Source organism: Mesorhizobium sp. L2C066B000 (assembly GCF_000502335.1).
Classification (GTDB): Bacteria; Pseudomonadota; Alphaproteobacteria; order Rhizobiales; family Rhizobiaceae; genus Mesorhizobium.
The window spans coordinates 15,954-29,071 of the sequence record NZ_AYWZ01000006.1; the positions used below are offsets into that span (position 1 = coordinate 15,954).

The 13,118-nt window shown below is 62.3% G+C and carries 12 protein-coding genes; 9 read left to right on the top strand and 3 right to left on the bottom strand.

The genetic code is table 11. The annotated features are described in order from the left end of the window. Nucleotide 1: 1 nt before the first annotated feature. The 8 genes from X733_RS150475 to X733_RS150440 all read left to right on the top strand — a co-directional run bounded on the left by X733_RS150475 (nt 2) and on the right by X733_RS150440 (nt 9,197). Nucleotides 2-1,495, top strand: a complete 1,494-nt coding sequence (locus X733_RS150475) for a DegQ family serine endoprotease (protein ID WP_023736687.1) — start codon at nt 2-4, stop codon at nt 1,493-1,495. A 47-nt stretch (nt 1,496-1,542) separates the two neighbouring features. After that, nucleotides 1,543-2,853 (top strand): replication-associated recombination protein A, encoded by a 1,311-nt coding sequence (locus tag X733_RS150470; protein ID WP_023818856.1) that lies wholly within the window; start codon nt 1,543-1,545, stop codon nt 2,851-2,853. A gap of 183 nt (nt 2,854-3,036) precedes the next feature. Continuing rightward, complete coding sequence (locus X733_RS150465; RefSeq protein WP_023818857.1) at nt 3,037-3,867, top strand: aspartyl/asparaginyl beta-hydroxylase domain-containing protein; 831 nt, start codon at nt 3,037-3,039, stop codon at nt 3,865-3,867. A gap of 53 nt (nt 3,868-3,920) precedes the next feature. Continuing rightward, nucleotides 3,921-4,295 (top strand): fluoride efflux transporter CrcB, encoded by a 375-nt coding sequence (crcB, locus tag X733_RS150460; protein WP_023682593.1) that lies wholly within the window; start codon nt 3,921-3,923, stop codon nt 4,293-4,295. 133 nt (nt 4,296-4,428) lie between these two features. Next, the gene (locus X733_RS150455) at nt 4,429-5,409 is read left to right on the top strand and encodes an RluA family pseudouridine synthase (protein WP_023818858.1); all 981 of its coding nucleotides are present in this window, start codon (nt 4,429-4,431) and stop codon (nt 5,407-5,409) included. Between the two features lie 2 nt (nt 5,410-5,411). Beyond that, nucleotides 5,412-6,329 (top strand): DMT family transporter, encoded by a 918-nt coding sequence (locus X733_RS150450; RefSeq protein ID WP_023818859.1) that lies wholly within the window; start codon nt 5,412-5,414, stop codon nt 6,327-6,329. Nucleotides 6,330-6,340: 11 nt separating this feature from the next. After that, complete coding sequence (locus X733_RS150445) at nt 6,341-7,132, top strand: ATP12 family chaperone protein (protein WP_023818860.1); 792 nt, start codon at nt 6,341-6,343, stop codon at nt 7,130-7,132. Nucleotides 7,133-7,310: 178 nt separating this feature from the next. After that, nucleotides 7,311-9,197, top strand: coding sequence for an MFS transporter (locus X733_RS150440; protein WP_023818861.1), 1,887 nt, complete (start codon nt 7,311-7,313; stop codon nt 9,195-9,197). A 93-nt stretch (nt 9,198-9,290) separates the two neighbouring features. Here the strand turns inward: X733_RS150440 and X733_RS150435 are convergent, their stop codons facing one another. After that, nucleotides 9,291-9,488 (bottom strand): DUF2735 domain-containing protein, encoded by a 198-nt coding sequence (locus X733_RS150435; protein WP_023818862.1) that lies wholly within the window; start codon nt 9,486-9,488, stop codon nt 9,291-9,293. Nucleotides 9,489-9,804: 316 nt separating this feature from the next. Here X733_RS150435 and X733_RS150430 point away from each other — a divergent pair, with 316 nt between their 5' ends. Continuing rightward, a complete protein-coding gene (locus tag X733_RS150430) occupies nt 9,805-10,845 on the top strand; it encodes a glutamine synthetase beta-grasp domain-containing protein (RefSeq protein ID WP_023688423.1) in 1,041 nt (346 codons plus the stop codon). A gap of 138 nt (nt 10,846-10,983) precedes the next feature. Here X733_RS150430 and glnA read toward each other — a convergent pair whose 3' ends face one another. Together glnA and X733_RS150420 are read right to left on the bottom strand one after the other, a co-directional pair. After that, nucleotides 10,984-12,393 (bottom strand): type I glutamate--ammonia ligase, encoded by a 1,410-nt coding sequence (glnA, locus tag X733_RS150425; protein WP_023672775.1) that lies wholly within the window; start codon nt 12,391-12,393, stop codon nt 10,984-10,986. Between the two features lie 58 nt (nt 12,394-12,451). Next, nucleotides 12,452-12,790, bottom strand: a complete 339-nt coding sequence (locus tag X733_RS150420; protein WP_006205430.1) for a P-II family nitrogen regulator — start codon at nt 12,788-12,790, stop codon at nt 12,452-12,454. Nucleotides 12,791-13,118: the final 328 nt, after the last annotated feature.

Genomic DNA, 13,118 nt, shown 5'->3' on the forward strand with positions numbered 1-13,118 from the left:
AATGCACTTCAAACGGCTGTTTCTTGTTGCCCTTTGCGCGCTGGCCGCCTTTGCCGCGGCACCGGCCGTGAAAGACGCCCTGGCCGAGGACGCCGCCAAGCCAGCCGACCCGGGGCTCTCCGATGTGCTGACCGACCTCCTGCATGGCGTCGAAGGCGAGAACGGCACCTCCGGTCCCGACAAGCGCGTGCCGTTCGGCCGCGAAGAGGTGCAGCTGTCGTTTGCCCCCCTGGTCAAGCAGACGGCGCCGGCCGTGGTCAATGTCTATGCTTCGCAGACGGCCAAGGTCACGTCGCCCTTTGACGGCGATCCTTTCTTCGAGGAATTCTTCGGCCGCGCGCAGCCGCGCGCACAATCCTCGCTCGGCTCGGGCGTGCTGGTCGACCCGAGCGGCGTCGTCGTCACCAATTTCCACGTGATCAAGGATGCCGACGAGGTCAAGGTCGCGACCGCCGACGGGCGCGAATTCACCTCGAAGGTCATGCTCAAGGACGAGACGCTTGACCTCGCCGTGCTCAAGATCACCTCCGACAAGCCGTTTCCGGTGATCGCCATCGGCGATTCCGACGCGCTCGAGGTCGGCGACCTGGTGCTGGCCATCGGCAATCCGTTCGGCGTCGGCCAGACCACCACCAGCGGCATCGTGTCGGCGCTTGCCCGCAGCCATATCGGCGTTTCGGATTCGGGCTACTTCATCCAGACCGACGCCGCCATCAATCCCGGCAATTCCGGCGGCGCGCTGATCAACATGGGCGGCCAGCTGGTCGGCATCAACACCGCCATCTACAGCCGCAGCGGCGGCTCGATCGGCATCGGCTTTGCCATCCCGGCCAACATGGTGCGCGCCTTCGCCGATGCGGCCAAGGCCGGGCTCGATTTCTTCGAGCGGCCCTATATAGGCGCCGAGTTCGAAGCGGTCACACCTCAGATCGCCGAATCGCTCGGCATGGAGAAGCCGACCGGCGCGCTGGTGTCGTCGGTCGAGGAAGCCGGACCGGCGGCCAAGGCAGGGCTGAAGCCCGGCGATGTCGTGCTGCAGCTCAATGGCACGACCGTCGAGGGCATCGAGGCGCTGGACTACCGCATGGCGACCCTGTCGATCGGCACCAAGGCGACCTTCGCCATCCTGAGCAAGGGCCAGCAGGCGACGATGGAGATTGCACTGGAGCGCGCGCCGGAAGGCGCCAAGGCGTCGGAAGTGACCCTGCATGGCCGCAGCCCGTTCTCCGGCGCCAAGGTCGCGGAACTGTCGCCCAGGCTCGCCCAGCGGCTCGGCCTGCGCACCGACCTCAAGGGGGTCACCGTGGTCGACATCAACCGCGATTCGCCGGCCGCCGATTTCGGCTTCCAGCCGGGCGACATCGTGCGCGAGGTTAACGGCACGACGGTCGATACGGCGGCGACACTGGCGCAGCTTGCCCAGCAGGATACGCGCTGGTGGCGCTTTACCGTCGAGCGCGGCGGGCAGATACTGCGCCAGGTGTTGCGTTACTGAGGCGATCTTCCCATTTCTGAGGATCGTGCTCCAACCAGAAGACCTAGATGGCCGATCTGTTCAGCGTCGATGAACCGGAAAGAGCGCCGCCCGGCCGGCCTTTGGCCGATCGGCTGCGCCCGAAAAACCTTGGCGAGGTCGTCGGCCAGGAGCATCTGACCGGCCCCGACGGCGCACTGACGCGGCTCATCAACTCCGGTTCGCTCGGCTCGATGATTTTCTGGGGGCCACCCGGCACCGGCAAGACCACCGTGGCGCGGCTGCTGGCCGGCGAGACCAGCCTTGCCTTCGAGCAGATCTCAGCGGTGTTTTCCGGCGTTGCCGATTTGAAGAAAGTGTTCGAGGCGGCAAAGCTGCGTCGCACCAATGGCCGCCAGACGCTGCTGTTCGTCGACGAGATCCATCGCTTCAACCGCGCCCAGCAGGATTCGTTTCTCCCGGTCATGGAGGACGGCACCGTCGTGCTGGTTGGCGCCACGACCGAAAATCCGTCCTTCGAGCTGAACGCCGCGCTTTTGTCGCGCGCGCGGGTACTGGTGTTTCACTCGCTGGGCGAGGAGAGCATCGCCAAGCTGATGACGCGGGCCGAGGAGACGGAGGGCAGGGCGCTGCCGCTCGACGCCGAGGCGCGGGCGATGCTCATCCGCATGAGCGATGGCGACGGCCGGGCCTCGCTGACGCTGGCCGAGGAAGTCTGGCGCGCCGCCAAACCCGGCGAGGTCTTTGATCCCGAAGGGCTGCAGCGCATCGTCCAGCGCCGCGCGCCGATCTACGACAAGGGCCAGGACGGCCACTACAATCTGATCTCGGCGCTGCACAAATCGGTGCGCGGGTCCGATCCGGACGCTGCCCTTTATTATCTCGCCCGCATGTTCGACGCCGGCGAGGATCCGCTCTATCTCGGCCGCCGGCTGGTGCGCATGGCAATGGAGGATATCGGGCTCGCCGACCCGCAGGCGCTGGTCGTCGCCAACGCCGCCAAGGACGCCTACGACTATCTCGGCTCGCCCGAAGGCGAGCTCGCGTTCGCCGAGGCGACCGTCTATCTCGCCACCGCGCCCAAATCCAACGCCGTCTACACCGCCTTCAAGGCCGCCACGCGGGCGGCGAAGGAGTTCGGTTCGCTGCTGCCGCCCAAGCACATCCTCAACGCGCCGACCAAGCTGATGAAAGAGGAGGATTACGGCGCCGGCTACCGCTACGATCACGACCAGCCCGATGCCTTTTCCGGCCAGGACTATTTCCCCGAAAAGATGGGCCGGCAGACCTTTTACGATCCGCCCGAACGCGGCTTCGAGCGCGATATCAAGAAACGGCTGGACTATTGGGCAAAGCTGCGCAGCGAGCGGGAAAAATAGGTGCGCGGGACAAACGGGACGAACTCGGCCTGCCCGCGATGAACTGAAATTCTGTCCCCGCCAGTCACAGCAGTGTGATTGTACCGCATGACAAAAAGCCCTATCACGTCGCATGACTCGGCCGGGAGGCTGCCAGGACGGGCGATAATTCGGAACGGGGACAGCGCGCCGCGCGAACAGAAAATGACAAAATCCTTTCGCAAAATGCTTCGCCAGGCTGTGATTGCTGTCCCGCTGCTCGCGCTCGGATTCTATTTCATTCCGATCCTGACCACGATCTGGATCGTCTGCGGCCTGATCGATGTGCTGCGCAACGCCAACAAGGATCTGTCGCTGTTGCGCGGCTATTTCCTCGGCAATGGCATCTTCACCTGGCTGCTGTCGCCCTTCAATCTGCTGGTGGACCTCGTTTGCTACAGGAACCCGGGCGTGTGGAAGCTGGAGCAGTTTCCCGCCGATTATCAGCGCGAGGTCAACGAGGTTCTTGACGTCTTCAAGGCGCGCAAGGACGAGATCATCGCCGATATCGACGCCAATTTCGGCACCGGTCGTCGCGGCATGTATGTCTATCAGTGGTACGGCAAGCACCGGATCGACAATGTCGCGGAATTCAACAAGGATTTCAAATACATCAAGACCATTGCCGTATCTGTCTTCAGAGGCAAGGAATCGACTTCCTGGCATTTCGGACCGCTCCGGCTCAGCCTGCGCATCCTCTACAATCTCTTGCCGGTGAAGGCAGAGGTTTTCGTCGAATGCAACGGCGCCAGGAATTACTGGCACGACAACCCGCTCTATATTTTCGACGACACGCTGCTGCACCGCTCGGTCAACGAGTATGACGGACGCCGCTACTGCGTGTTCATGGACATAATCCGCCCGTCGCCGTTCCCCGGCTTCATCGCCGGACTTCTCGCCATCGTTTCGGTCACCGTCGAGCGCATCAATTCCATGTTCTACAAGAACTGGAAGATGATCGGCTCGAGCAAGGCAAAGAAGGTCGAGACGACCTGAGGCGTTAGCCTGAAGGGATTGACCGCACTGCCTTGGCCGGGCAGTAAACAGGCATGTTCAATCTGCTTCTTGTTGTGGTCGGCGGCGGCATCGGCGCCGGCATCCGCCACCTGACCAACATCGGCGCCTTGCGCCTCGTCGGCCCCAACTACCCCTGGGGGACAATGGCGATCAACATCCTCGGCTCCTTTGTTATGGGGCTGTTCGTCGCCGCGCTGATGCGGCGCGGCGGTTCCAATGAGCTCCGGCTGTTCGTCGCCACAGGCATCCTTGGCGGCTTCACCACCTTCTCCGCCTTTTCGCTCGATTTCGCGACCCTGTGGGAGCGCGGAGCGACGCTGACGGCGTTGGGATATGCGCTTGCCAGCGTCGTTGGCGCCATTATCGCCCTGTTTCTGGGACTTTGGCTCGCAAGAACCGTTTCATAGTGTTATTGCCCCGACCTGGAGCACGCCGCATCCTCTGGACGCGCTGCAGAAACTTTGATCTTGCGCATGATCCTTTCCGAAAGCCGGAGTAGATTTTCGGGGTCACGCGTTAGAAACGGATAAAGCGAAAATCATGGCAGGCGTAGAACAGATCACGGTGGAGGCCGGCGAGGCGGGCATGCGGCTCGATCGCTGGTTCAAGACCCATTTCCCCGGCCTCGGCTTTGGCCATCTGCAGAAGCTGCTGCGCTCGGGCCAGATCCGCGTCGATGGCGGCCGGGTCAAGGCCGACAGCCGTGTCGAGGCCGGTCAGGTGGTGCGTGTGCCGCCGCTCGAGGTCGACAAGAAGGGCGAGAGTGCGCTTACGGGCTACTCGATCCGCAACCAGGGCGACGCGGATGTGCTGGCCAAGATGCTGATCCACGAAGATCCAAAAGTCTTCGTCTTCAACAAGCCGGCGGGCCTGGCGGTGCAAGGCGGCTCGGGCGTCACCCGCAATGTCGACGACATGCTGGAGGCCTGGCGCAGCCAGAAGGGCGAGAAGCCGCGCCTGGTGCACCGGCTCGACCGCGACACATCGGGCGTGCTGGTGGTTGCCCGCACCAGGCTTGCGGCGATGAAGCTTTCCGAGTCATTCCGGGCGCGTGAGACCAAGAAGACCTATTGGGCGCTGGTCAAGGGTGTCCCGCCCAAGCGCGAGGACAAGATCTCGACCTGGCTGATCAAGGAGCCGACCGAGGACGGCGACCGCGTGCGCGTGGCAGCCCATGGCGAAAAGGGCGCCGACCACGCCGTGTCCTACTATCGCATCATCGAGCAGGCGGCTCAGACGATGACCTGGCTGGAAATGGAGCCGTACACTGGCCGCACCCACCAGCTGCGCGTTCATGCCGCCTATATCGGCTGCCCGATCCTCGGCGATCCCAAATATTTCGAGGCCGACACCAACTGGGACTTTCCGGGCGGCATTCAGAACCGCCTGCATCTGCATGCGCGCCGCATCGTCATTCCGCACCCGGATAAGGGCGTCATCGACGTCACCGCACCGATGCCGCCGCATATGCGCCAGAGCTGGAACCTGATCGGCTTCGACGACGCCAGCGCGGAGGACTGACATTGGCCGTTGCCTCGGCATTGGATCGCCGCGATGCGGTCGATCTGGCGGCTGCTTCCATCATGGTCGGGCTGACCTTTTCCTGGGGACTGAACTACGTCGCTGCCAAGATCTCCTATGCCGGCTTCGATCCGGTTTTCGTCTCGATCGCACGTTCGATCATCGGCGGGCTCTGTGTGCTCGGCTGGTGCTGGCTGCGCGGCATCAGGCTGTTTAAGGCCGACGGGTCGCTTGTCGCCGGCATCATCGTCGGCGTGCTGTTCGGCGTCGAGTTCCTGTGCCTCTATATCGGGCTGGAATACACGACCGTTGCCCGCAACACACTGCTGGTCAACACCATGCCGTTCTGGGTCCTGGTCGGCGGCCATTTCCTGCTCGGTGAGCGTATCAACGCGCGCAAGCTTGGCGGGCTCGTTCTCGCCTTCTGCGGCCTGGTGGCGGTGTTTTCCGACGGGATTGCCGGCGGCACCGACGTGACCTTGATGGGCGATCTGCTCAGCCTCGGCTCCGGTATCCTGTGGGCGGCGACCAGTATCGTCATCAAGCGTTCGAAACTGGTCGAGACCAGTGCCGAGAAATTGCTGCTTTATCAGCTGGCCGGTGCGGCCATTGTCGGTGTCCTGGTTCTGCCTTTCGCCGGCCCGCCGATCCGCGCGGTCAGTGCCTTGCCGGCATTGGCGCTGCTGTTCCAGTCGCTCTATATAGTTGCCTTCACCTATGTGCTGTGGTTCTGGCTGCTCAGGCGCTATCCGGCATCGGCCCTGTCGAGCTTCGCTTTCCTGTCGCCGGTGTTCGGCGTCCTCTGCGGCGCTATCATTCTGGGCGAGGCGCCGACGACCAGGATCTTTGTGGCGCTTGGGCTGATCGCTGTCGGCCTGATCATCGTCAACCGGCCGGCGCGCAAGCAGGTACCTGGATAGAAAGTTCGACCATGCGTGACATCCTCAACGACCTCGAAGCGGGAAAGCATCTGTCCGATCCGGATCCGGTCCGCCGCGCGCAGATCCAGATGAAGACGCACCTGCCGAAGCGCTTCTACAAGGACGTGTCGGTCGTAGCTGTGGAGGACGGTTTTGCCGTCCACCTCGATGGCAAGCCGGTGCGCACGCCGGGCAAGGCGCTGCTGGCGCTGCCGACCGAAAAGGCCGCCGCCCTGGTCGCCAATGAGTTCGCTGCACAGGGCGAGACCATCGACCCGGTCACGATGCCGGTGCTGCGTCTGGTCAACACCGCCATCGACGGCGTCGCCAGCGACCCGCAGGCGGTGCTGGAGGACGTCTTGCGCTTCGCCTCGTCCGATCTGACCTGCTACCGCGCCGACGCGCCGCAGGGGCTGGTCGAGCGGCAGAACCAGCATTGGGATCCGGTGATCGACTGGGCGAGGGCGACATTAGGGGCTCGGTTCAACCTCGCCGAGGGCATCATCCATGTCGAGCAGCCGCGCGAAAGCCTCGCCGTCCTCGGCGCCCATCTTGCCCAGCGTGCCGAGCCGCTGCGGCTGGCCGCAATCCATGTCATGACTTCGCTGACCGGGTCGGCGCTGCTGGCGCTGGCGGTCGATTACGGCGCGCTCGACGGCGACGCGGCCTGGGCCGCCGGCCATGTCGACGAGGACTGGCAGGTCGAGCACTGGGGCCAGGACGCCGAGGCTGTCGCACGCCGCTCGGCCCGCAAACGCGACATGATGGCGGCCATCGGCCTGCTCGATGCGCTGAAGACCTGATCCTCGGCCTTTTGCCGCACTGCACCTAATACCAAAGTCATAAATCCAAGGTCTGTCTGCCTCCGGCGATCGCTTTCTGTCATTTTTTACGCTGATGGCTGGTTTGAGTCGGGTTCAGAGGGAACGCCGACGATGACGCCCAGCGTCGAAGGCAGACGATTCACGGGAGGACAGTTCAATGGCATTGGCATCGACCGCCGGCGGAGCCAGCCGCAGCATGACACGAGAGGAGAAGAAGGTCATCTTCGCCTCCTCGCTGGGCGCGGTTTTCGAATGGTATGATTTCTATCTCTACGGAGCGTTGGCCGGCGCGATCGGCTTGACCTTCTTCAACTCGTTTCCCGAAAGCACCCGCTATATCTTCACGCTGCTGGTCTTCGCCGCCGGCTTCATCGTGCGCCCATTCGGCGCGCTGGTGTTCGGCCGCATCGGCGATCTCGTCGGCCGCAAATATACATTCCTTGTCACCATCATGATCATGGGTCTGTCGACTTTCCTTGTCGGCCTGCTTCCGGGCTCAGAGACACTGGGCATTCTTGCGCCGATCCTGTTGATCGCGCTGCGCATGCTGCAGGGCCTGGCGCTTGGCGGTGAGTACGGCGGCGCCGCGACCTATGTCGCGGAACATGCGCCGGATGACCGTCGCGGCTTCTACACGTCATGGATCCAGACGACGGCGACGCTCGGCCTGTTCCTGTCGCTGATCGTCATCCTGCTGGTGCAGAATTCTGTAAGCAAGGACGCCTTCAACGCCTGGGGATGGCGCATTCCTTTCCTGGTCTCGGCTATCCTGCTCGGCATTTCGGTCTGGATCCGGCTGTCGCTTTCGGAATCGCCGACCTTCCTGCGCATGAAGGAGGAGGGCAAGAGTTCCAAGGCGCCGCTGTCGGAAGCCTTCGGCCAGTGGAAAAACGCCAAGATCGCCATCCTGGCGCTGTTCGGCCTCACCGCCGGTCAGGCCGTGGTCTGGTACAATGGGCAGTTCTATGCACTGTTCTTCCTGGCCAATGTGCTCAAGGTCGACGCGCAGTCGGTCAACATCATGATCGCCATTGCGCTGGCACTCGGCACGGGCTTCTTCGTCTTCTTCGGCTGGCTGTCCGACAAGATCGGCCGCAAGCCGATCATCATGGCCGGTCTTGCGCTGGCGGTCGTCACCACCTTCCCGCTGTTCAAGGCGTTGACCTGGGCCGCCAATCCGGCGCTCGCCACCGCACAGCAGAACACGCGCGCCACGGTGACGGCGGCTCCGGGAGACTGCAACTTCCAGTTCAACCCGACCGGCACGCGCGTACCGGTCAGTTCGTGCGATATCGCGACCGATTTCCTTGCCAAGAACTCGGTGCCTTACGACATCGTCTCTACCGCGGCGGCGGGGACCCCGGCGAGTGTCATGATCGGCAGCGAAACCGTGGCGTCTTATGATGCCAAGGCCGCGGGCGACAAGAAGGCTGCAAGCGACGCTGCCTTCAAGAAGGGTATCAACCTCGCGCTTCAGGGTGGCGGTTACCCGTTGAAGCGCGCTGCCGCCAAGGTTGCCGACCAGAAGCTCGACGCCTTTGTTGCGGCCAATCCTGAACTGAAGCTCGATGCGGCAGCCATCCGCGCCGGCGAAAAGACCGCGGTCCCGACCGAACAGGCGATCAAGGACAAGGTGCTGACCAAGGATGAGGCCGCGGGCGCCACCGAGGTGACCGTCTACAGCGTTCCGGCAGCGGGCGCGTTCGCGATGTTTGCCGACCCCGCACAGGTCAACTGGGCCAAGGTCATCGGCATCCTGTTCATCCTGGTCCTCTATGTGACCATGGTCTACGGGCCGATCGCCGCGATCCTTGTCGAGATGTTCCCGACCCGCATCCGCTACAGCGGCATGTCGCTGCCCTATCACATCGGCAATGGCTGGTTCGGCGGCCTGCTGCCCGCGATCGTTTTCGCGTTCAGCGCCTACAAGGGCGATATCTATTACGGCCTTTGGTATCCGGTGGTGATCGCGGCGGTGACGCTGATCATCGGCATGATCTTCGTCAGGGATACGCTCGGCACCGACCTGCATACCAAGCAGTAGCCGACGGCTCTGTATCAAACAAAAAACCCGGCGCGAGCGATCGCGCCGGGTTTTTCATTTGTGGCCTGTTCGATCTATCAGCGCGAAAGACGCCTAGCTCTTGCGAGGCTGTTCGGCGTCCGCAATGGCGGCCTCATGATACCAGGCCTCGCCATGGGCAAGCGGGTAATCGCGCAGCGAAGCAAGCTCTGCCGCAAACTTGGCCTTTACGCCTAAATTTGAGGCAGATGCACGCGATGCCGCCGGGAACATCAGGATTTTGGCCGACGGACGGGCTGAGGTGATTTCCATGGTCGGTCTCCTTTCTTCTGGAGAGGCTCTTCGATTCATCTTTCCATCAAGGTAGGTCCTGCAATCCTTTTAGGCAAGATGCCTAAAGAAAGATCGCCATTTGCCTGTTATTTAAGCAAATTCTGCCTTTGATTGATCCGGGCGCATTGCTTAGGCGGCTTGCCATCACCGGCGGGATAAAAGGGCATTTTTGCCGCACCCTGACCAACTGAAGTGGCACACGATTTGCATTTTATCGACCGGCAGCTGGGCTGCTGGATGGCTCGGCGCGCCGGCGTCATCCAGGTTCGGTGATCAAGCAACGAGAGGCTCTAGAATGACGAAATACAAGCTCGAGTATATCTGGCTCGATGGTTACACGCCGGTCCCCAACCTTCGCGGCAAGACCCAGGTCAAGGAGTTCGCCGAGTTCCCGACGCTCGAGCAGCTGCCGCTGTGGGGCTTCGACGGTTCTTCGACGCAGCAGGCCGAAGGCCACAGCTCCGACTGCGTGCTGAAGCCGGTGGCCGTATTCCCGGACCCGGCCCGCAGCAATGGCGTGCTGGTGATGTGCGAAGTGATGATGCCCGATGGCGTGACGCCGCATGTGTCCAACAAGCGCGCCACCATCCTCGACGACGAGGGCGCCTGGTTCGGCTTCGAGCAGGAGTATTTCTTCTACAAGGACGGCCGTCCGCTCGGCTTCCCCGAGAGCGGCTATCCGGCGCCGCAGGGCCCGTACTACACCGGCGTCGGCTATTCGAATGTCGGCCCGATCGCGCGCCAGATCGTCGAGGAGCATCTCGACCTCTGCCTCGCAGCAGGCATCAACCATGAAGGCATCAACGCCGAAGTGGCGAAGGGCCAGTGGGAATTCCAGATTTTCGGCAAGGGCTCCAAGAAGGCCGCCGACCAGATGTGGATGGCCCGCTATCTCTTGCAGCGCCTGACCGAAAAATACGAGATCGACATCGAGTATCACTGCAAGCCGCTCGGCGACACCGACTGGAACGGCTCGGGCATGCACGCCAACTTCTCGACCGCCTATATGCGCGAAGTCGGCGGCAAGGCCTATTTTGAAGCGCTGATGGCTCAATTCGACAAGAACCTGATGGACCACATCGCCGTCTACGGCCCGGACAACGACAAGCGCCTGACCGGCAAGCATGAGACCGCTCCGTGGAACCGCTTCAGCTACGGCATCGCCGACCGAGGCGCCTCGATCCGCGTGCCGCATTCCTTCGTCAACAATGACTACAAGGGTTACCTGGAAGACCGCCGTCCGAACTCGCAAGGCGACCCCTACCAGATCGCTTCGCAGATCCTGAAGACCATCGCGGAGGTTTCGACCAGCGCGCAGGTTTCGGCGGCTGCCTAAGCATCTATAGCGGCGCAGGCTTCGTAAGCCTGCGCCGTAGCCTGCTGCTACCACGTCTACGGTCTGCTATTGGTCAAACAAAAACCCCGGCGTCTGAACTGACGACCGGGGTTTTTCCTTGTCGCTGAGGCTTATCGTTCAGACCGAATAGTACATGTCGTATTCGACCGGATGCGGGGTCATTTCGAAGCGCATCACTTCGGCCATCTTGAGCTCGATATAGCTGTCGATCTGGTCGTCGTCGAAGACGCCGCCGGCTTTCAGGAAGCCGCGGTCCTTGTCCAAGCTTTGCAGCGCTTCGCGCAGCGAACCGCAGACGGTCGGAATCTTCTTCAGTTCCTTCGGCGGCAGATCGTAAAGATCCTTGTCCATCGGCTGTCCCGGGTGGATCTTGTTCTTGATGCCGTCGAGGCCGGCCATCAGCATGGCGGCGAAAGCGAGGTAGGGGTTCGCGCCCGGATCGGGGAAGCGGACCTCGACGCGCTTGGCTTTCGGCGACGAGCCGAACGGAATGCGGCAGGAGGCCGAACGGTTGCGCGCGGAGTAGGCGAGCAGCACCGGGGCTTCATAGCCAGGCACAAGGCGCTTGTAGGAGTTGGTCAGCGGGTTGGTGAAGGCGTTGATGGCCTTGGCGTGCTTGATGATGCCGCCGATGTAGAACAGGCACGACTCCGACAGGCCGGCATATTCATTGCCGGCGAAGGTCGGCTTGCCGTTCTTCCAGATCGACTGGTGGACGTGCATGCCCGAGCCGTTGTCGCCGAAAATCGGCTTCGGCATGAAGGTGGCCGTCTTGCCATAGGCGTTGGCGACCTGGTGCACGACATATTTGTAGATCAGCATCTTGTCGGCGTTGCGGACCAGCGTGTCGAACTTGATGCCGAGCTCGTGCTGGGCAGCGGCAACCTCGTGATGGTGTTTTTCGACGCGCACGCCCATTTCGGCGAGCACGGTCAGCATTTCGGAGCGCATGTCCTGCGCGCTGTCGATCGGCGGCACAGGGAAGTAGCCGCCCTTGACGCGCGGGCGGTGGCCGAGATTGCCGGTCTCGTAGTCGGTGTCGTCATTGGACGGAAGTTCGGTCGAGTCCAGCTTGAACCCGGTGTTGTAGGGATCGGCCTTGTACTTGACGTCGTCGAAGACGAAGAACTCGGCTTCGGGGCCGACATAGATGGTGTCGCCGATGCCTTCGGCCTTCATGTAGGCCTCGGCCTTCTTGGCAGTGCCGCGCGGATCGCGGTTGTAGGATTCGCCGGAGACCGGATCGAGAATGTCGCACAGGATGACCATGGTCGACTGGGCGAAGAACGGATCCATGTGGACGGTGTCCGCATCGGGCATCAGCACCATGTCGGACTCGTTGATCGCCTTCCAGCCGGCGATCGAGGAGCCGTCGAACATGACGCCGTCGGCGAACATGTCTTCCTCGACCTCGATGACATCCATCGTCACGTGCTGCAGCTTGCCCTTCGGATCGGTGAAGCGCAGGTCGACGAATTTCACGTCGTTGTCCTTGATCTGCTTCATGATGTCTTTGGCTGTCGTCATGTCGTTTCTTCCCTGTGTGATGACGTTTCGAGGAGACGTTAATCTGAAATCAGAAAGCTCAGACGGCGTCCATCCCCGTTTCGCCGGTGCGGATGCGAACGACCTCCTCGATGTTGGAGACGAAGATCTTGCCGTCGCCGATGCGGCCGGTCTGCGCCGCCTTGCGGATGGCTTCGATGGCGCCTTCGACGGCGTCGTCGCCCAGCACGACTTCGATCTTCACCTTGGGCAGGAAGTCGACGACATATTCGGCGCCGCGATAGAGTTCGGTATGGCCTTTCTGGCGGCCAAAGCCCTTGGCCTCGGTCACGGTAATGCCTTGCAGACCGGCCTCCTGAAGCGCTTCCTTCACTTCGTCTAGCTTGAACGGCTTGATGATCGCTTCGATCTTTTTCATGTAAAAAGTGGCCTCCACTGCCAAAAAAACGGGTTGTGCGCCCCGCTTGCGCCTCCATCAAGCACGAACCGTGCCAATTTCAGCCCACGCGAAGCGGTTTCGCGCAATTCCAATGCCGCGCCGCGCCGGGATGCACATTCGCGTCATCCTCTGCTTCGGCTGCGGCAAAGCTGCCCGAAGCCTACACATTGCCGCTTCGGGCGTCTGCACGATAATTAGGCAGATTGCGCATTTTGCAGGCCCGCGCGGATCCGTGGCACCAGTCTGCGAAAGGATTGGCCGCACGCCAACGCAGCACCTGGCCGTTTGCTTCGAATCCGAAACTGGA